Raw genomic sequence first — 20,072 nt, 5'->3', positions numbered from 1 at the left:
AAGAGTCAAGAAGTTAGAGTCAAGACAAGAGCACCTCAAAGTCATGTCATTGCGGGGAACCATTAGGGGGATCCCTGAAAAAACAGTAATGACATCAAAAAAAACGTCATTGCGAGGAGGAACGACGAAGCAATCCCCAAATTACAGGGCGGATTTGCACAGCGACTCTGTAAATCGGGGATTGCTTCGTTCCTCGCAATGACATAATGGAGATTCCGCAGCTCTCTTGATTCCTGACTCTTAATTCTTGACTCTTCTTCTAAATAAATATCTTAATTTCGCCGTTATTGAATAAATTAAAAAATCATCATTCTACTATGATCAAAAAAGCTTTTGTATGGCTAACTGTATGTACATTGGGTACACTGTCTTGCCAATCTAAACCGGCCGATAAAACTCCAGCTAACGTCACCGCGGCAACTACCAGCGCAAAACCGGCTGATAATACAGCTATTATGGGCCGTAAGCAGGTGCCCGTTGTTTGTTACCACCAGATCCGCGACTGGAAACCAACCGACTCAAAAGGCGCCAAAGATTACATTATACCAATTGCTGCTTTTAAAGAGCATATCAAAATGTTAGCCGATAGCGGTTACCATACCATATTACCAGATCAGCTTTATAACTACCTTACCAAAGGTACTCCGCTACCAAGCAAGCCTATCATGTTAACATTTGATGATACCGATCTTGATCAATTCACCATTGCCAACCCTACACTTAAAAAATACGGCTTTAAAGGCGTTTATTTTGTGATGACGGTATCCTTAGGTCGCCCGCATTACATGACCAACGAGATGGTTAAAACATTGTCTGACGAAGGGAACATTATTGGGAGCCATACCTGGGACCACCACCGCGTTGATAAATACACGCATAATGGAGTACTGAAGATCATCGGTAAAAATGGTAAAATAACCAACAAACCGGTTGACGACTGGGTTACCCAAATTGATAAGCCAACCAAAAAACTGGAAGAAATTACCGGCAAAAAAATAGAATATTTTGCTTACCCATTTGGCGTATGGAAAAAACCAGTATTACCAGAAATCCAGAAAAGAGGTTTCAAAATAGCTTTCCAGCTTGCCGATAAACGCGACCCTGATTATCCACTGATGACCGTGCGCCGTATATTAGATAGCGGTTACTGGACAACCAAAACTTTTAGTAATAGCGTAAGGCATAGCTTTTAAGGCGCAGCCCCCTAACCCCCTAAAGGGGGAATGATAAAAATATAACATAATAGAAAAGCCCGTTATCTACATAACGGGCTTTTCTATTATCAAAAGTCTCCCTCTTCAGGGGGAGATTTAGAAGGGGCTTAGTGAGCGTGATGACCATCGGGGCCGTGTGCGTGGCCATGTGATAATTCTTCTTCGGTAGCAGGGCGTACGTTAAGTATATTACCTTTAAAGTGCAGCTCCTGGCCGGCCATAGGGTGGTTAAGGTCAACGATTACCGCGTCTTCGGCAATTGATACCACCTGGGCCTGAAAACGGTTACCATTGTTATCCTGTAAAGGCAAAACACTGCCGATTTCAGGAATCTCTGTTCCCTGGAACATTTCTTTAGGCAAGTTGGCTACTGCTTCCTCGTCATATTCGCCATAAGCATCACCAGCAGTTAAACGAAACTCGTAAGTATCGCCTGTTGATAGGGTGCTTAAATTTTCTTCAAATTTAGGCAGCATCTGGCCGGCACCAAATAAAAAGGTTAATGGTTGTTCTTCTGTGGCACTTTCTTGTAATACTTCGGTACCATCCTGGTCAACATACAAATCGTAAGTTAATGACACTACGTGCTGTGGTTCAATCTTCATTGGAATTGTTTTTTTAAATAAGCAATCAGGCCTTCATTTGTTTTAACGCGTCGGCCGTGTTATGAGCAGGTAGTCCGCAGGTTTTATCTTTACAAATAAAAATCTGTGTAGATGCACCAAACTTATCCTGCAGCAAAGGTAAACTTCCTTTATTACCACCCAATATTATTTTATTGGGGATGTAATTATTTTCTATTTCCCTTCTAACAGTTTCGGCATCGCTGCCCGTTATCGCAACTTCGTATACACCAAAAACCTCATCAAGCAAAAGCATTGTCCAGTTTGAATAGGCTGTACCATACTTTGCAAGCTGCGGCATTATGTTGCGTAACAGCTGTGCCGAAACCGCTGCATAGTTTTCATTATCAAAAAGCAGGCCCAACTTTTTAAGGTTACGTGCCATTGCCGAATTACTGGCCGGGGTAACCCCATCCATAATTTCAGATTTACGGGCTATCAGCTGTTCTTCATCATCGGCAGTGTAAAAGAAAATGCCGTTGGTTTCATCGTAATAATGGGCTATGGCGGTATCCGTGAGGCTTTTTGCCTGCTCCAGCCAGTATTCGTTAAAGCTTACTTCATAAAGAGCGATGAAAGCATCAATAATGTTGGCATAGTCATCTAAAAAAGCTACCGTATTGCCGCTTTTATAAACCCTTGAAAGCCTGCCATTTTGGCTTATGAGGTTTTTCAGGATAAAAGCAGCATTGTTTAAGGCGAGTTCTAAATACGCTGGCTTGTTAAAAGTACGATAAGCTTCGCAAAGGCCTTTCAGCATTAAACCGTTCCACGAGGCCAGGATCTTGTTATCCAAACCCGGTCTTATCCTGTAGCTGCGTGCCTCAAATACTTTTTTACGTGATGCTTTTATCCGCAATAGCAAGTCATCCACACTCAATCCCAATTTTTTGGCCAACTCCTCATCAGTTTCCTTTCGAAAAAGTACGTTTGAATGTTCTTCTTCCCAGTTACCATCTTCGGTAATATGATAGTAAATGCAAAACAGGTCGGCATTGTCGCCCAAAATCTCTTCGATTTCGGTTTTGGTAAAAATATAAAACTTACCTTCCACGCCCTCGCTATCAGCATCGAGGGCTGAGTAAAAACCCAATTCTGGCGAAGCCAGTTCTGTTATACTAAAATGAATAATATCATCAACTACCTGTTGGTATAATTCATCGGGCTGCCAGGTGTAAGCTTCAGCATAAAGCGTGATCAGTTGGGCATTATCATACAGCATTTTTTCGAAGTGTGGCACATGCCACCTACCATCAACCGAGTAACGGGCAAAACCACCACCTATATGGTCATATATACCACCAAAAGCCATTTTATGTAGTGTAAGCTTTACTTGCTTAGCAATTTCCCCGTCCTGCATCAAATGCGCATAGCGCATCAATAACAGCCAATTGTTGGGCATAGGAAATTTGGGGGCGTTGCCGGTGCCGCCTTCATATTTATCAAAATACCGCTTCCAGTTATCGGCTATCAGCTGCAGATCGTCTTTAGTATATTCGGGCTGCTCGGCAATAAACTGTACCGATTCATATTTTTGAATACCGTCGGTTAAGCGCACGGCGTACTCTTCAGCTTCCTCGGGCTTTTGCTTGTAAAAATCGGCCAGGTTAAACAGCAGGGATGTCCAGTCGTTTTTACGGAAGTAGGTACCACCGTAAATAGGCCGCTGATCGGGCAGGCAAATGCAGTTTAAAGGCCATCCGCCACGGCCGCTCATGAGTTGCACCGCGCTCATGTAAATCTGGTCAACATCGGGTCGTTCCTCCCTATCTACTTTAATACAAACAAAAAACTCGTTCATAACCGCGGCAACGGCCTCATCCTCAAAACTCTCATGTTCCATTACATGGCACCAGTGGCAGGCCGAGTAGCCGATGCTTACCAATATCAGTTTATTTTCGGCTTTGGCTTTATCTAAAGCTTCTTTACCCCATGGGTACCAGTTAACCGGGTTATTGGCGTGTTGTAATAAATATGGCGATGTTGAATTAGCAAGACTGTTCATAGATTGCAAATGTGCGGATATAATTGCACCTGTAAGCTAAAGGAGATTTATTTGGAAAAGTTTTTACGCATGTGTGGTAAATTTGAATGCCTTATGATTACTCCGCTATCTCAACCAGGTAATAATTCCGTTTTGATTTAAAACCGTAGGTGATTACCGCGAATTTTTTAAATCACATTTAAATTTGTGATACAGGTTAAACGCAGCTAACTGGGTTAACATAACTTAACATATTTTAGATAAAATATATCACAACTACCTAATAATCAATATTTTATATTTATACATGGTTAACACAAAAATGATGTGCCGCGCAACTTAGGTACACCCAATATTTGTGCCTGCTGTTGGTCAATACAAGTACCTTCGATACCTCGATCATTTAACCAGGACCAGGCAATAAAAACAAGATATTGTTTGATGCCTTTATCTTCCCAACGCCTTAAGCTTATCCCCGTTAACTATTCAGATGCGTTTGCCCTGTTTGTGCTATCGATCAATTCCAAAATTCGTGAAATTCGATTAAATTATAACCGGGTCGGCGGGCATTCGTGTCTAACTCAAAAAAAAGCTGCCTTAAGATAACACGAATTCATTACTTGTGGGTAAAAGCGATTCCCCTGATTCTGATAAAGTTAAAATGACTTAAAACTTTGATTATATTATTTCCCCTGCCACTTCACCCTTATCTACCTCTAAAGTAAAGACCATACCTTGATTAATGCTTTTACCAAATGTTATTATATATTTGTTTTTGTATAAACTTTCAAGGTAAAAAATGCTCAAGTACTCCAAACAAACCAGGTTATTATTAGCGGTTGATTGTATCATTTTTGGATTTGACGGCGAAGTTCTGAAGATCCTATTGATAAAAAGGGGATTTCAGCCCGAAAAAGGGAACTGGAGTTTAATGGGGGGCTTTGTACAAAACGATGAAAGTTTGGATCAGGCAGCAAACCGTATTTTGAAACAGCTTACCGGCCTGGAAGGCGTTTACCTTGAACAGCTATATACCTTTGGCGATCCACAACGCGACCCCATGGAACGCACCGTATCTGTAGCTTATTTTGCGCTGATTGATATCCATAAATATGAAACCCAGCTAAGTGCCGACTACCATGCCGAGTGGTTTCAACTTAAACGTACCCCAAAACTGATATTCGATCAGCAGGAAATGGTTGAGCAGGCCCGCAAACGCATTCGGTACAAAGCTGCCATGCACCCTATTTTGTTTGAGTTACTGCCCACAAAATTTACCATCCCTCAATTACAGATTCTGTACGAAAGTGTTTTTAATACAACCATTGATAAACGCAATTTCAGCAAGCGGATATTAGCTACCGGACTGCTTATTAAACTGGCGGATAAGGATAAAGCCGGTTCAAAACGCGGTGCTTACTATTACCAGCTTAATATGCAAAATTACTACGCCAAGTTCCAGGCGTTCATGAACTTTATTCCCAACCCGGATACCCTGTAAAGATCATTAAATTTAGCTTGCATAAGCTATTTGTTTAATTGCACTTAATATACCTAAACCGCAAAAAAATATCACAATAGTTATTGGCTAAGCGTGATTTACATACAGGCTTTCAATTATGTAATAAATATTTTACATTTATTAAACTGATTGAGCTGCTATTCCGTATAAATCCATATAACAACTATAAGTTGTACCAATGACTAAATATTTAAGCCTTTTATTTCTGTTGATATTTTCCGGCAATGTATGTTATTGCCAGGTGGTTGATATTAACAGGATTCAAAAAGAGCTTCCTTCAATTACAGATAGCACAAAATACGTTGATGCTTTAAACCGCCTTGGCATGCTGATGTATGAAAAGAACGTTGATAATTCTTTTTATTACGCCAAACTTGCCAGATCCATTTCTACCCGGATAAAATATACACAAGGCCAGGCTGATGCCATTAACATAATAGGAATAGTTTATGATTTAAGGGGCAATTTACAACTGTCACTAAAATATTATAACGATGCCTACAACCGCTACGTAGCCATAGGCGATTCGGCCAATATTGTGCAAGGCCTGATGAATATAGGCCTGGTTTTTAACGAAAACAAGGAAGATAAAAAGGCGATAGACAATTTTAAGCAAGGTATGATTATCGGCCAAAGCCTTAAAAGAGACTCCATCATGTCGTTGGTGTATTGCAATTATTTGTTGTTGTACCCGGCACAAATCAGTAAGGATTCCACAAGCTTACTACTTGCCAAGGCCCGTCAAATAGCAACCAGGTATAAAGATGAACGGGTATTGCTGGTAACAGAGCAGATACAGGCTAACCTTTATATCAAAAACGGCGAACGTGAAAAAGGTATAGCATTACTGCAGAAAGCCGCCGCCGAAGGCATAAAGATGGAGGTAAACTACGTTACCCTTGATATCCTCAAAAACCTGGGTGATATTTTTACCATAGGCGATACGCTAAAAGCTTCAGAATTTTACAAGCAGGGGCTAAGCATTGCCGAAAAGCAGGGCTATCATTTTTATGAGAAGGTATTTGGCAAACAGTTGTATAATATCTACATCAACCAAAATAACCTACGCGAAGTACAGCATTACAGCGAAAAGCTGATGCAGCTTTATGAAGATGAGGAGCTATATACCAATACATCGGGATTTGATTATATTGATTATGCTATAAAAGATCAGCAACTGGAAGCGCTCACTATGAAAGCAGAAAGCCACAAAACGCTGATTTTTGTTTTTGGTTTTCTATTTGTTGTGACAAGCGTATCTGTTGTGATATTTTATCGCTTATACAGCCTTAAACAACAGCATAACCAAATATTAGAGGAACTGAATAAAACAGTACAGTTACGGAACGAAAAACTGGAGATTGACCATGAGTTTAATAACCTGCTAATTTCAATATTGGCACATGATTTCAGGCAGCCCTTGGGCACGTTAAAAACCCTTGCAGCCGTTTTGAAAGATGCCGACTCGTTTACACGCGAGGAACTGACGTCATTAGTTCACAATATGGAGCAGGCATCCAACCTATCCCTGGAAATTTTTGAAAATATTCTGCAATGGATTAAACAGCAATTATCGGGCTTTAGCTATCAACCTACTTTGTTGCCATTACGAGAATTAATAGATGAGGCGCTGCAACCATTTACCCTACTTGCCGAAGAATACGAAATCACACTGATAAATAACATTGATGGCAGCATCAGCATGAATGCCGATAAAGAACTGGTTCAATTTATTCATCGTAACTTTATTCACAACGCTATCAAATTTTCGCCCAAACATTCAACTATAACTATTATGGCTTTTAGCGACATGGCCGAAACCACACTTTGTGTACGGGACGAAGGAAAGGGTATATCGCCCGAAAAACTACCTGATATTTTCAACTTTAAAGCCGATCTTAAATATAGTAATGAAAAAGAAAAGGGCGCTGGCGTGGCCCTTATGATCTGTAATGATTTTGTAGAAAAAATGCATGGCCGTATTTGGGTTGAGAACAACCAAAACAAGGGGGCTTCATTTTGTTATGCCCTACCTGCACCAGCTACCCCTCTCCACCAAAAAAGCCGGTTAAAAAGACCTGTGCTGGCTTTAGTAAAAAAATAAATTTGATAAGCCTAAATGAGCTAACGGGGTTTGGCACCTAAATACCAGGAATTATTTTAATAACACCTTGGTAGCACCATAGCCAAATTTCTCTTTACGGGCATCCATAAAAGTTTGCACTTTTGGATGTTTACCCAATAGTTTATGTAATTCATTGCGCAAAGTACCGTTGCCTGCACCGTGAATAAATGTAACATCGGGCAGTTGGTGTACTATGGCAGCATCTAATGCTTTATGAAAATGCGCTAATTGAATACTCAGCATTTCGCTGCTTTGCAAAAATTGGTAATCGTCGCGCAGTTTTTCAATGTGTAAATCAACCTCACTTACGGGTTTTGCTATTACTATCTTTTCTTCGGCAGGCTTAAAAAAGCTTTCTTTTAGTTTTTGAGCGTCTATAACCATTTCCGGTTCGTCGAGCCTGATAAGCCAGCCTGCCTGATTCAATAAAGGAACCTGCTTTTTTGTACCCGAAAAATCTTTTGCTTTAAATTTTTCTTTTACCACCAATGGTGCCGGCTGTTCAATGTTTTGTTTGGTACTGTAAAGAACCTGGAAAGTAAACTCGGGCCATAATTGCAGATCGGCTAATTGGGCAGAGTATATCATCTCTGTAGACTGCGGAGGTACAACTCCCGCAAACTCCCCTTTAAATACCTGCTGCTTAGCTGTACTTAAAGTTGTTAGTAGTTGAAAAGATGTAGCGTTTACCAAATAAAAATGCACTACCGATTGCGCCTTTGCATCGGTAACCACACCTATATAAATGCCCTTCTTTTCAAACCGGGCTAAATCAATAGGTTTTTCATCGGCAACTGCCGACTTTTTTGAGCCTGCGGGTTCATAACCATGCACACTTGTTACTTTGCTGGCCAACACAGGAATTTCAAAATCATCCTCTCCGGTAACACCTATCATTTGATCGTCAATGATGCGGGTTACAAAACCTTCCATTTTTTCATCAACAAAGCGAACAAAATCGCCTAATTTATATTTCATACTTATGCTTATCAGTTGGCAAAGTTAGCTTATATGCGCACATTAAAATATAAATAAAGCTTAGCTATTAGCATTATACTTGATTAAAACCCTATTAAACACATATTTAACGTTTTTTATTTTATAAAATCATGAGCGAGAGCACCCCTAATCACTTAGATCCCCACTTACTTAAACAAGTATTTGTACACAATCTTAACCGCATTTATTTTGGTAAATGCTATCTCAACAACAACCTCGAAAACATTAGCGGCCTTGCTTCTTTCAGCAATTTAAAGTTAGCTATTAATGAGTTTTGGGGCGATATCAAAAAACAGATCATCAGGATGGACGAGGTTTACAGGTATATGGGCGAAATCCCATCCGACAAAAATTGTAATCCGATAAAAGCCATTGTTAAAGATGAGTTTTGCCTTAATGACAAACAACCTATGACTGTTTTAAGCGATTTGGATATCATCATGTACATACAATTATTGGAACATGTAAATATCACATCGTGCCGGATGCTGATGATGGTAGCCAAATTATTAAAATACGATAAGGCAACACAGTTACTTACAGAATGCTTTGATGAGTCGATAGACAATGATCACCTTCTTATGATCATATCAAAAGAATATTTAACTGAGGATTAGACAATTATCACAATTACAGTTAAAAAAAATAAAGCCATCCGCATAACGCGAATGGCTCAAATATTAGTTATTTAATACCCCTATTAAAATAACTTAAACAAAGAGAATAAATATTTCTCATAATAGCAAATCCTTATTTAGCAAATAAAGGGGATGTTACACTTTTGTTACCAAAAACTGACTTATAAGTAGGTAAATTAAATCTAATTTTACCTTGTAACATTTTTCTGTTAAAAGCATCTTTACAGATATAATACTATTAACTATGAACATAACTAAACCCTTAATGTTAACGGCGTTAGCATGCCTCGCATTAACCCAGGTAAAGGCCCAGGATTTGTATAAGCCCCGCGATATACAAAAAGCATTTGACAAAGGCACCCGCCAGGCCGATGGTAAACCGGGCAAAAACTACTGGCAAAATCATGGTACTTATAACATTACCATTACCGCGCTTCCGCCAGATAGAAATATCAAAGGGACAGAAACCATTACCTACGTTAATAATAGCCCCGATACCTTAAAAAGGCTTAACATGAAGTTGATCCTGAATATCCACAAACCAGGGGTGGCGCGTTTTGGAGATACCAGCCCTGATTACCTTACTTCAGGTGTTCAGTTTGATCAATTTTTAGTAGATGGTGAAGCCGTTAAAGTTAATGGCGAAGGTGCCTCAACCAATATGCGTGTTGATTTAACCAAACCGTTACTGCCACATGCGCAGATTAAACTTGATATCGACTGGCATTTCCAGATCTCGTTACAAAGCGGACGTGAAGGAATGATTGACCCAACTACTTATTACCTGGCTTATTTTTATCCACGCGTATCTGTATATGACGATTATAATGGCTGGGACAGGCTGCCGTTTTTAGATGGACAGGAGTTTTATAACGATTTTAACGACTATACACTTACGGTAAATGCCCCTAAAAACTATATTGTGTGGGCTACCGGTACCTTGCAAAACCCTACAGAGGTTTTACAGCCGGAATACGCCAAACGCCTGGAAAAATCAATGACCAGCGATTCGACGATTCACATTGCAACTGTGGCAGATTTGGCTAAAAAGAAAATAACTGTTCAAAAAGACCAAAACTCGTGGGTTTGGAAAGCCAATGACATCAGTGATATGGCTGTTGGTATCAGTGATCATTATGTATGGGATGGTGCAAGTGCTATAGTTGATGATGCTACCCATCGCAGGGCCAGCATGCAGGCTGCTTTTCAGGATAGCGCTGCCGATTTTCATCACGCGGTACAGGCTGGCAGGCATTCTTTAAGCTGGCTGTCACACAACTGGCCGGGCGTACCTTATCCTTTCCCTAAAATGACCGCCTTCCAGGGTTTTGCAGATATGGAATACCCAATGATGGTAAACGATAGCCATACCGATGATATCCAGTTTGCCGCTTTTGTACAGGACCATGAGATAGCGCACACTTATTTCCCTTTCTACATGGGGATCAACGAAAGCCGTTACGCTTTTATGGACGAAGGCTGGGCTACTACTTTTGAGCGCTTGATTGGTGCCGACGAAGTTGGGCAAGAAAAAGCAGATGCCTTGTATAAAGATTTCAGGATTAACGGATGGATCCATGACGCCTCGACAGCCGAGGATTTGCCTGTTATAACCCCTTCAAGCGAGCTAAGAGCCGGGTATGGTAACAACTCTTACGGAAAACCATCATTGAGCTACTTCGCCTTAAAAGATATGCTGGGCGATGAGTTGTTTAAAAAAGCATTGCATGGCTATATGGACCGCTGGCATGGCAAACACCCTATCCCATGGGATTACTTTAACTCCATGAATGATGTATCGGGCAGAAACCTTAACTGGTTTTTCAACAACTGGTTTTTCACCAATTATTATATCGACCTAAGCCTGCAAAAAATTAGCAAAGCATCAAACGGATATTTGGCCGACATTAAGAACGTAGGTGGCTTTGCTATCCCGTTTGATGTAAAGATCATCTACACCGATGGTACTATCGAAACCAAACACCAAACACCGGCAATTTGGGAGCAGGATCAAAAACAAATTTCCTTAAGCCTTAAAACTACAAAAACCATTAAAACTGTAATTTTAGATGGCGGCATATTTATGGATGCTACCGAGAAGGATAATACATTAGATGTTAAATAAAATTTCAAAAAAGTATTAAAACAAAAAATCCGGCCAATTGGCCGGATTTTTTGTTTTAAGCATAGTACTAAATATTATGCGTTTTGTATGTTATTGTTCCAGTTGTTGGCAGTAGTTTTCACTTTGGCCTTAGCATCTTCGGCAATGCCTTCTGCCACAGCCTGGGCCCCATCCGCTGCTGCTTTAGCTTTTGACCTTGCGGTTTCAATGGCATCATCTTTATAATCGTATAAATCGCTTACTGTACCATTAAACTTTGCTTTTGCTGTTTCAATGGCATCATTACTATATTGCTTTACGTTGTTTGCTGTAGTTTGCGCTTTTGTTTTAGCAGTATCAACCAAATCATTAATGTAATCGGCTATATCGTCCCTTAGGTCGCCACCTTTTTCTGGTGCTAATAATAAACCTAATGCAGCGCCCGCTGCGGCACCTACCAATAGTGCAGCTATAATTTTTGCTTGATCTTTCATTTTTGTTATGTTTTTAAATGTGATGATTCAATTGTAGTAGTATAAACAACAACAATGCCAGTTTTGGAGACTTTTTGGACTTTGGGACTTTTGGACTGTGAGACTTTTGGACAAAGGAGCAAGGACGTTTGGACAAAAGATAAAAAAAACACCAATGACTAATGACAGCGTAGCGAAATGACCAATGACGGCGCAGCCTAATGACAGCGCAGCGAAATGACCAATGACGGCGCAGCCTAATGACAGCGCAGCGAAATGACCAATAACGGCGCAGCCAAATAACTGAAATAAAAAAGGCATCCACTAAAAAAGTGAATGCCCGGTATGCTTAATGATATATTATACTTAGATAACTTTTACATTTACCGCATTTAAACCTTTTCTGCCGTTTTCAACTTCAAATTCTACTTTGTCGTTTTCACGGATCTCATCGATAAGGCCTGTTGAATGAACAAAAATGTCTTGACCACCGCTTGTAGGTGTGATAAATCCAAAACCTTTTGTCTCATTGAAAAATTTTACTGTTCCTTCTTTTTGCATTATTTTATTTATTAAAGGCCGAAAGATATGGAAATTTTAGCCATTTGAAGATTTGAGAATTTGAAGATTTGAAAATGGAACAGCTTTTACCAGATAATTAAAAGCACAATACATGGTTATCTAACTTAAGTTCAAAGCATTGAACGCAAACGTTATAATTTTCAAATTCTCAAATATTCAAATTCTCAAATTAAAAAATTACGCAACAATGGCTAAGTGGCCACCCTTAATGGTGTCTTCTGAATCTTTAACAATACCCCGGATCTTTTCATCAAGTTCTTGCACGGTGATTTCCATAATGTTGAAGTAGCCAAAATCAATATTTTCCATTCTCATCAGGTCCATGATACCCAATAATGAGGCAACTGGCCTACGTAACTCATGCGATTGAATGATGGCAATACGTTGTAACGCTTCGTTTTGTATCCGAATCTGCTCTTCATGTCTTTTACGGGTGGTAATATCGGTTGAGTTTAGTGCCACACCTATAACCATACCACTAATATCCTTAACCGGAATAAATGAAGTTTCTTTCCAGCTTTCATTCAATGTACCAGGAAACAGCGCCCACTCGCGTTTTATAGAACGGCCTGCTAAAGCTACAGTAAAGTATTTGCTGAATTGCTTGAGTAGCCCGGGCGATGTATATTGAAGGATGCTATCGCCGTTGGTAAGTTTTTTATTGAAAGTTGTGCGGATAAAAACAGAAGCCGACTTGTTAAAAGCCAGCACTTCCAACTGCCGGCCTACCAAAATATGAGTATCTTTTGAACTATCAAAAATAGCTTTAAGCTTCATTTCTGATTTGCCTATAGCCGCTTTTTGTATCTGTGTTTGCTGATGCTGGTGCTCTAAAGTGCGCAGGCTCCAGTTAAGCTCCATTAGGTTTAATACCTGCTTGGCTAATACTTTTAATGAGTTTATTTGATTTTTGCTTAATTCACCTGGTTGTACGTCAACTACGCAAAGTGTGCCTAATGCAAAGCCTTCTTTGGTTATCAAAGGCACGCCCGCGTAAAACCTTGCCTTCATTCCACTGGTAACCAAAGGGCTATCACAAAACCGCTCATCTAAAGCCAAATCCGGAACCACTAAAACACCAGGTTGTTTAATAGTGAAATTGCAGAAAGCAAGCTTTCTTTCGGTGCAATCCATATCGGTGCCAATGGCTGCTTTAAACCATTGTTTATCTTTATCAAGCAGGGTGACAAGCGCTACAGGGGTATTACAAATTTGGGCAGCTAAGCCCACTATCTCATTCAAATCAGTAACGATCTGATGGTCAAGTTCCATAAATTTCTTTACTGCCTGCAGGCGTAGTAATTCGTTACTCATTATTAATTTGTGTACAGATATCTATGGGCAATTATGCTTTATTGTTTAGTACGATTAAAAACATTAATTAGTTGTCAATTTGACGCTAATCTCTCCAATTATAGCTATTAGGAATATAAAACATGTGTTCTTGAAATTGTTTTAAAAAATTGACGAATTATTAATGTAAAAATCACAACAATAGATGTTCCTACGCGGGGTTGCGTTTTAATAAAAAAAGCCCTTTAGCCTTTTGGGCCAATGGGCTTACTAAAAGTAACTATCGCACTAAAACAATCACAACACAGTCCTTATTATTCCAGCTACATTTTAAAAATTGAGCTTAACTATATGGTAAACGTAAAATTCCATCCATGAATAATTAATATATGCCTTTAGCAGGCTTTTAGTTTCCAGAAAGCGTATTTTCGCCCAAAATCAAAAAAGCAATATGAAGGCCTTTATATTCGACCTTAATGGCACCATGATCAATGATATGCCTTACCATACCAAAGCCTGGCAGTCGCTTCTAAACAACCAGTTAGGAGGCAACTTTACCTGGGACGAGGTTAAAAAACAGATGTACGGTAAAAATCCGGAAGTATTGGTAAGAATGTTTGGGCCAGACAGGTTTACGCTGGACGAGATGAACGATCTTTCCTATAAAAAGGAAGAGCGTTACCAGCAGGAGTTTTTACCTCAGCTGGCGCTTTTACCTGGTTTACACGAGTTTTTAGAGGCGGCTTATCAGCAAGGAATTCCTATGGGCATAGGTTCGGCGGCTATTCCTTTTAATATTGATTTTGTATTGGATAACCTTAACATCAGGCATTATTTTACAGCGATAGTTAGTGCTGATGACGTAATATTGAGCAAACCCCATCCCGAAACTTTTTTAAAGGCAGCCGAACTGTTGAATACTTTACCAACAGATTGTATTGTGTTTGAAGATGTACCCAAAGGAGTTGAGGCAGCAGCCAACGCGGGAATGAATGCCGTTGTATTGACTACCACACACGAGCAGGATGAGTTTAGCCAACTACCCAATGTACTCCATTTTTCGCCCGATTTTAACGATGCCTATTTTACTGGCTTGCTGCGCTAATTAAGAATAATTAAAACAACTGTTACGGATTAGTTTAATTTAACGTATAATTGGTTTTAGATTTATTGCCCTAAACTACTAACCAATTATACTTATGAAAATTAAATTTTACGTAATTCCGTTAGTTATTGCCGGTTTCTTTAGTTCATGCAGCGATCATGTTTACGGGCCGGCGCTGCATCACAGCGATATAGCCTATATGCCCAAGCCAATGTCGATGGATAGCACTAAATCTGCCACTTATCTATCTGGCGGTGTGGTATTGGATTTTAGCAACAACCTGTCAGACCAGTTAACCAGCGGTCAACTAAACATCAGCGAAGCCCATACTTTTCAAAACTTTAACCTGGCTTATGGCGGATTTACCTCTTTAGGCAATTACGAAAACTACGATTTGGAAAAAGACAATCCCCATTACTTTAAGAATAAGTTTTTTGGTGCCGTGGGCGGCCGCTTATCCGGGAACTTCTTTATAAATACTGATAGCAGAACCGATTTCCGCATTATTGGTTTTGAGGCAGTTTATAGTCACGAGTTTGGCGATTACGCGCGCTTTAGGAAGGCAGTAACCGGCGACCCTAACTTTTACACCGATACACGTACTGAGTTGTTTACGGGCGGGTTAACCAGCGAAATAGTTTTTCATGGCCGCAAGCCTAATACCGAAATGGGCTTTCGTGCCTTTGTGGGCAAAACCTTTGGTAATGACAATATTTACAACAACACCAACAATAACTACGTAACCTACAAAACGCCTACAAATGTTTCGTTTGCATACTTTTTACAGCTTAAGCAATACTTTTTTGTTGTTGAAGGCGGCACCTATGTACAGTTCAGGTTGGGCTTAAGGCTTTAAACCCTTACTCTGAGTAAATACTCCCTACCCTATCGCGTAAATTATAGCCCGACGCCATTACCTCGCCGTATGCACCCGCTGTGCGTACGGCAATCAGGTCGCCACGGAAAGATTCGGGCATATCAACATCCTTCTGAAAACAATCCGTGCTTTCACAAATAGGACCGACAATGTCGTATTTCAAATGGTGAGTAGTGAGTGGTGAGTGGTGAGTGGCAGCCTCATCTTGATTCTTGACTCTTGATTCTTGATTCTCTCTACTTATATTCTCTATCTGATGATATGCCTGGTAAAGCATCGGGCGAATCAGTTCGGTCATACCAGCATCCAGTACCAGGAAGTTTTTCTTTTTGCCGTTTTTAACGTACAATACCCTTGATATCAATGACGCGCTTTGGGCTACCAACGCACGGCCAAGTTCAAAATGCACCTCTTGCCCTGGTTTTACATTCAGGAATTGTTTAAACACCTGGAAATAGTTTTCAAAGTCGGCGATGTTGGTATCGGGGCTGTAATAATCAACTCCAAGACCTCCGCCGGTATTCAACACTTTAACCGTAAAACCGTGGTCTTCAAACCAATCCTGCATTTCGTTAATGCGGGTACAAAGGCTTTTATAAACTTCCAGATCGGTAATTTGCGAACCGATGTGGAAGTGGATACCTAAAAACTGCAAACTGGCACATTTACGCAACATAGTAGCCACATCCGGCAATTGCCAAATGTTGATGCCAAATTTATTTTCATCAAGCCCGGTAGTTATAAAGTGATGAGTATGCGCATCAACATTAGGATTTATGCGGATAGCCACATTGGCTTTTTTGCCTTTGGCAGCAGCCAGCTCATTGATAATTTCAAGTTCCTGCACCGATTCTACATTGAAGCAAAAGATATCGGCATCCAAAGCCAGATTTATTTCCCTGTCTGATTTACCTACCCCCGCAAATACAACTTTTCCTTTATCAAAGCCATGTTCAATAGCGGCTTTAACCTCGTTACCGCTTACGCAATCGGCACCAAAACCAAACGACTGGATCATATCTAACACCCGCGGATTAAAATTCGCCTTCATGGCATAATGCACATGAAACCCGTGCTTAACCGATGCATCACGACAGGCTTGTAAAGTTTGATTTAATACCCCCATATCGTAATAATAAAACGGGGTATCTAATTGCGAAAATTTATCTATAGTTTGGTTGTTGAACATGCGTTGGAAAGTCAAAATTTAAAAGTCAAAATTCAAAAGTTTTGGAGCGGGAGCCGATTTCACAAATCCGAAATCGAAATTCCCAATTCCGAAATTAAAACAACCTGTTATGCAGGCTTCTTAATGTTTCCACCTTATCGTCGGTTTTTACCAGTAACGACAGGTTGTGATCACTCCCCCCGTAGGAGATCATCCGTAACGGAATATGCTTAACCGCCTCCAATACCCTGGCGGCGTAGCCATGTTTTTCGGCACCAAAATCGCCTACCACACAAATAATGGTATGGTTTACATCTATTTCAACCGATCCGAATTTATTTAGTTCAGAGGTGATCTCACCTAAGTAGGTCACATCATCAATAGTTAATGAAACAGCCACTTCTGATGTTGTTATCATGTCTATTGATGTTTTGTATCGTTCAAACACCTCAAACACTTTGCGTAAAAAACCGTGAGCCAATAACATCCTGCTCGATTGGATCTTGATGGCTGTGATACCATCTTTCGCGGCTATGGATTTAATCTTATCTTTTTCGCTGGTATGTGTTATCAAAGTACCTTTAGCCTGTGGGTCCATGGTGTTTAAAAGTCGCACAGGTATTTTGTATTTCTGAGCAGGGAACACGCTTTGCGGATGCAATATTTTAGCACCGAAATAAGCAAGCTCGGCAGCTTCATCAAATGAAAGCTGGGCTATGGGCTGCGTACCTTTTACAATGCGGGGGTCATTATTGTGCATCCCGTCAATATCCGTCCAGATTTGTACCTCTTCGCTGCGGATGCCCGCTCCTATTAATGACGCGGTATAATCGCTGCCGCCGCGGCGCAGGTTATCAATTTCGCCAAAAGCATTGCGGCAAATAAAGCCCTGGGTTATAAACAGGTTTATCTCGGGTTGTTTATCCAACAAAGGCGTTATTTTTTCGGTGATGTAGTCAACAGTGGGTTCATTGTCTTCATCAATTTTCATAAAACTTAAAGCAGGCAATAGCGCCGACGATACACCAATCTCTTTTAAATAAACATGGTATAAAGTAGTTGATAATAGTTCGCCTTGTGCTAAAATGATCTTTTCTTCAACATTGGTAAACTGGTTATTAGCCATATTACTAAGCAAAGCAAAATGATAATCAATAACCTCTTTACCCTGCTGCAAATATTCGGGGCTGGCAAAAAGTTCTTTGATAAACAACTCGTATTTATCCTTCAAAGCACTAACCAGGATAATGGCCTTCTTCTTATCTCCTGTAAGATAAGCCTGTCCAATTTCTACCAGGCTGTTTGTAGTGCCCGATACTGCCGAAAGCACAACTATTTGTCGCTCCGCCGGGTTAATGATATCAAGGAGGGCCTTCATGCGGGCCGGACTGCCTACTGATGTACCACCAAATTTTAAAACTTTCATCGCTATTGCTGTTAACCAAAATATGGGCACCACCGGTGCCTTTATTTGCGGCGCTAAAAATAGGATTTTAAAGCGCTTATAACTAATTAAAATTTAAGGGATATGCTTGGCCGTTTTTTGAGAAAAGGAAATTATAAAGGCTAATGAATAGTTTACAAAACGCAAGCCCCAGCCGTTACGGCCGGGGCTTGCGTTTATTTGATAAGGTTTGGGTTTATGTAAATCTGCTTAAATAGATGCAGATATAAAATACCTGTTATTGGGTATAATATTAAAAAAAATAAACAGCTGCCAGGATTTATAAAATATATTTAATAGCCGGAATACGAAGGCCCTGATGTTTCAGATTCAGGGAAATCTCTTTTAACATTTAACTTTATTTTCTCATAAGCAGAAATTTGAATAAACACGAATTAAACGCCCATAGGATAGATTGTAGCAAATTTCATGAATTTTTTGACCTCATATTTTAGTTTCTGCTACCGATCTATTCCAAGATTCGTGAAATTCGATTAAATTGTAACCGAGGCGATGGGCATTCGTGTATAACTCAATGTGCGTTGAGTTTTCATTTGATATTAAAGTACATTTTATAACCAGCAGTTTTTTTTAGTTAAATACGTTTTGTTTCACCAAAAACAGAGGCAACGACCCATGATCTAAAACGCGGGAATGAAAGTTCCTGATATCAAAACTTTTGCCCTGCTTTTGTTGCAATTCTTCGCGCCAATGCAGTATTTGTAAAGCGCCGTATTTGTAAGTAACCACCTGCGCGGGCCAGCGGCGGATACGGGCTATTTCGCGCAGGGCGATATCATCCTGGTTACGGATGTTTTTTTTCCAGAAGGCAAGGGCCTGTTCATCCGTCCATCCGTAATAATTTAGCCCAACGTCCAGCGGCACCCGTACAGATCGTACAATATCCCATTCCCATTTCCCCAATTCATCATAAGGGGTTTGGTATACACCCAGTTGTTTGCCCAATTCCTCGGTATAAGCCCCCCAACCTTCGGCAAAGCCCAGGTAGTAAAAAAGCTGCTGTACCGCGGATGTTTTGGTTTTACCCTCGATGCTTGCCTGGTAATGATGGCCAGGTACGCCTTCATGAATAAACAGCCAATTATACATCCGTTTGTTATAGGGCTTATCAAACAGGTTATAATAAAACGTATTGTTATCGTAATAGCCTGGCGTTTGGACAAGCTGTTTACTTTCGCCGGCTTTAATGTTTAGGTCATGAATCTGGGTATCATTGAATAGTTTGGGCAGGTTGCTGTAAATTACCGCTTTGGTTTGCTCAAACGCCTGCTGCACCTTTTTAGGATCACTTTCAAAAAACTCAGGATCGTTTAAGTGTTTGTAAAAGGCATCTTCATCAAGGCCGGTTTGTTGCCTTACCGCTTCCATATGCTGCTGTACCCGGCGTACTTCGGTCAGTCCGAATTTATAGATCTCATCCGGCGTTACATCTGCACTCACCCAGCGCTTTAGTAAATAAGCATACCAGGCCTTGCCATCGGGTATAGTGATGACGCCCCCGGTTGGAATTTTTTCGGGTCGATGCTTTACCCATTGCTGCTCCAATGCAATACGTTCCAGGTTGAGCCTGCACTCATAAGTAATTAAGGCGTAATCTGTTTTTTGCGATGGCGTTAATACCTCAGCTTTATAATTTTTGAGTTCGACATCAGCCCATTTAAAAAATGTAAACTGCCGTTCAATTTCGGCAGTCGAGCCAATATGCTCAAATCCTGTTACATAACTTAACTCCAGTTGCGGTAGCTTTAATTGGTTGTAACCACTCACAAATTTTTCGCTAAATGCGTCAAATTTTTGCTGCCCTATAGCCGGGCAAAAACAGGTAATTACAAAAGCTGCGCAAAGTAACAGTGTTTTCATATTGGGATATTATAAACGGTTATTAGCTTCGATGATAATT

16 protein-coding genes are annotated in these 20,072 nt (G+C 40.3%); 7 read left to right on the top strand and 9 right to left on the bottom strand.

Features of this window, described 5'->3' with window-relative positions; genetic code table 11:
* Positions 1–317 precede the first annotated feature (317 nt).
* The gene (locus FHS10_RS04775; protein WP_259088114.1) at positions 318–1,193 is read left to right on the top strand and encodes a polysaccharide deacetylase family protein; all 876 of its coding nucleotides are present in this window, start codon (positions 318–320) and stop codon (positions 1,191–1,193) included.
* A gap of 128 nt (positions 1,194–1,321) precedes the next feature.
* Here the strand turns inward: FHS10_RS04775 and FHS10_RS04770 are convergent, their stop codons facing one another.
* A complete protein-coding gene (locus tag FHS10_RS04770) occupies positions 1,322–1,819 on the bottom strand; it encodes an FKBP-type peptidyl-prolyl cis-trans isomerase (RefSeq protein WP_259088113.1) in 498 nt (165 codons plus the stop codon).
* Between the two features lie 25 nt (positions 1,820–1,844).
* Positions 1,845–3,842: a thioredoxin domain-containing protein gene (locus FHS10_RS04765; RefSeq protein WP_259088111.1), complete on the bottom strand. Its 1,998-nt coding sequence runs from the start codon at positions 3,840–3,842 to the stop codon at positions 1,845–1,847.
* A gap of 778 nt (positions 3,843–4,620) precedes the next feature.
* Between FHS10_RS04765 and FHS10_RS04760 the strand changes: the two genes are divergently transcribed.
* Entirely contained in the window at positions 4,621–5,322 is a 702-nt protein-coding gene (locus FHS10_RS04760) for an NUDIX hydrolase (RefSeq protein ID WP_259088109.1), read from the top strand.
* Positions 5,323–5,521: 199 nt separating this feature from the next.
* Complete coding sequence (locus tag FHS10_RS04755) at positions 5,522–7,447, top strand: ATP-binding protein (protein WP_259088108.1); 1,926 nt, start codon at positions 5,522–5,524, stop codon at positions 7,445–7,447.
* Positions 7,448–7,498: 51 nt separating this feature from the next.
* Here FHS10_RS04755 and FHS10_RS04750 read toward each other — a convergent pair whose 3' ends face one another.
* Positions 7,499–8,446, bottom strand: coding sequence for a Smr/MutS family protein (locus tag FHS10_RS04750; protein ID WP_259088106.1), 948 nt, complete (start codon positions 8,444–8,446; stop codon positions 7,499–7,501).
* Between the two features lie 131 nt (positions 8,447–8,577).
* On the opposite strand from FHS10_RS04750, the gene FHS10_RS04745 reads away from it, so the two are divergent.
* Together FHS10_RS04745 and FHS10_RS04740 are read left to right on the top strand one after the other, a co-directional pair.
* The gene (locus FHS10_RS04745) at positions 8,578–9,084 is read left to right on the top strand and encodes a DUF892 family protein (RefSeq protein ID WP_259088103.1); all 507 of its coding nucleotides are present in this window, start codon (positions 8,578–8,580) and stop codon (positions 9,082–9,084) included.
* A gap of 265 nt (positions 9,085–9,349) precedes the next feature.
* Positions 9,350–11,230: a M1 family metallopeptidase gene (locus tag FHS10_RS04740; protein WP_259088102.1), complete on the top strand. Its 1,881-nt coding sequence runs from the start codon at positions 9,350–9,352 to the stop codon at positions 11,228–11,230.
* Between the two features lie 74 nt (positions 11,231–11,304).
* Here the strand turns inward: FHS10_RS04740 and FHS10_RS04735 are convergent, their stop codons facing one another.
* The 3 genes from FHS10_RS04735 to FHS10_RS04725 form a co-directional block, all read right to left on the bottom strand.
* Entirely contained in the window at positions 11,305–11,703 is a 399-nt protein-coding gene (locus tag FHS10_RS04735) for a YtxH domain-containing protein (RefSeq protein ID WP_259088101.1), read from the bottom strand.
* A gap of 345 nt (positions 11,704–12,048) precedes the next feature.
* Positions 12,049–12,243 carry a cold-shock protein gene (locus tag FHS10_RS04730; protein WP_090644815.1) on the bottom strand — a complete coding sequence of 65 codons (195 nt, stop codon included), beginning with the start codon at positions 12,241–12,243 and terminating at the stop codon, positions 12,049–12,051.
* Between the two features lie 198 nt (positions 12,244–12,441).
* Entirely contained in the window at positions 12,442–13,578 is a 1,137-nt protein-coding gene (locus tag FHS10_RS04725; protein WP_259088100.1) for a GAF domain-containing protein, read from the bottom strand.
* A 430-nt stretch (positions 13,579–14,008) separates the two neighbouring features.
* On the opposite strand from FHS10_RS04725, the gene FHS10_RS04720 reads away from it, so the two are divergent.
* Together FHS10_RS04720 and FHS10_RS04715 are read left to right on the top strand one after the other, a co-directional pair.
* Positions 14,009–14,662, top strand: coding sequence for an HAD family hydrolase (locus FHS10_RS04720; protein WP_259088099.1), 654 nt, complete (start codon positions 14,009–14,011; stop codon positions 14,660–14,662).
* Between the two features lie 94 nt (positions 14,663–14,756).
* Positions 14,757–15,518 carry a hypothetical protein gene (locus FHS10_RS04715; RefSeq protein ID WP_259088098.1) on the top strand — a complete coding sequence of 254 codons (762 nt, stop codon included), beginning with the start codon at positions 14,757–14,759 and terminating at the stop codon, positions 15,516–15,518.
* Positions 15,519–15,522: 4 nt separating this feature from the next.
* Here FHS10_RS04715 and lysA read toward each other — a convergent pair whose 3' ends face one another.
* The 3 genes from lysA to FHS10_RS04700 form a co-directional block, all read right to left on the bottom strand.
* Positions 15,523–16,728 (bottom strand): diaminopimelate decarboxylase, encoded by a 1,206-nt coding sequence (gene lysA / locus FHS10_RS04710; RefSeq protein WP_259088096.1) that lies wholly within the window; start codon positions 16,726–16,728, stop codon positions 15,523–15,525.
* A 94-nt stretch (positions 16,729–16,822) separates the two neighbouring features.
* The gene (locus FHS10_RS04705) at positions 16,823–18,133 is read right to left on the bottom strand and encodes an aspartate kinase (protein WP_259088095.1); all 1,311 of its coding nucleotides are present in this window, start codon (positions 18,131–18,133) and stop codon (positions 16,823–16,825) included.
* Between the two features lie 609 nt (positions 18,134–18,742).
* On the bottom strand, positions 18,743–20,032 hold the full coding sequence (locus tag FHS10_RS04700; RefSeq protein ID WP_259088094.1) for a DUF885 domain-containing protein: 1,290 nt from the start codon (positions 20,030–20,032) through the stop codon (positions 18,743–18,745).
* Positions 20,033–20,072: the final 40 nt, after the last annotated feature.

This window comes from Mucilaginibacter dorajii (genome assembly GCF_024808255.1).
Lineage (GTDB): Bacteria > Bacteroidota > Bacteroidia > Sphingobacteriales > Sphingobacteriaceae > Mucilaginibacter > Mucilaginibacter dorajii.
Note: the sequence above shows the minus strand (reverse complement) of the source record. Positions and strands in the feature narration are given on the sequence as shown.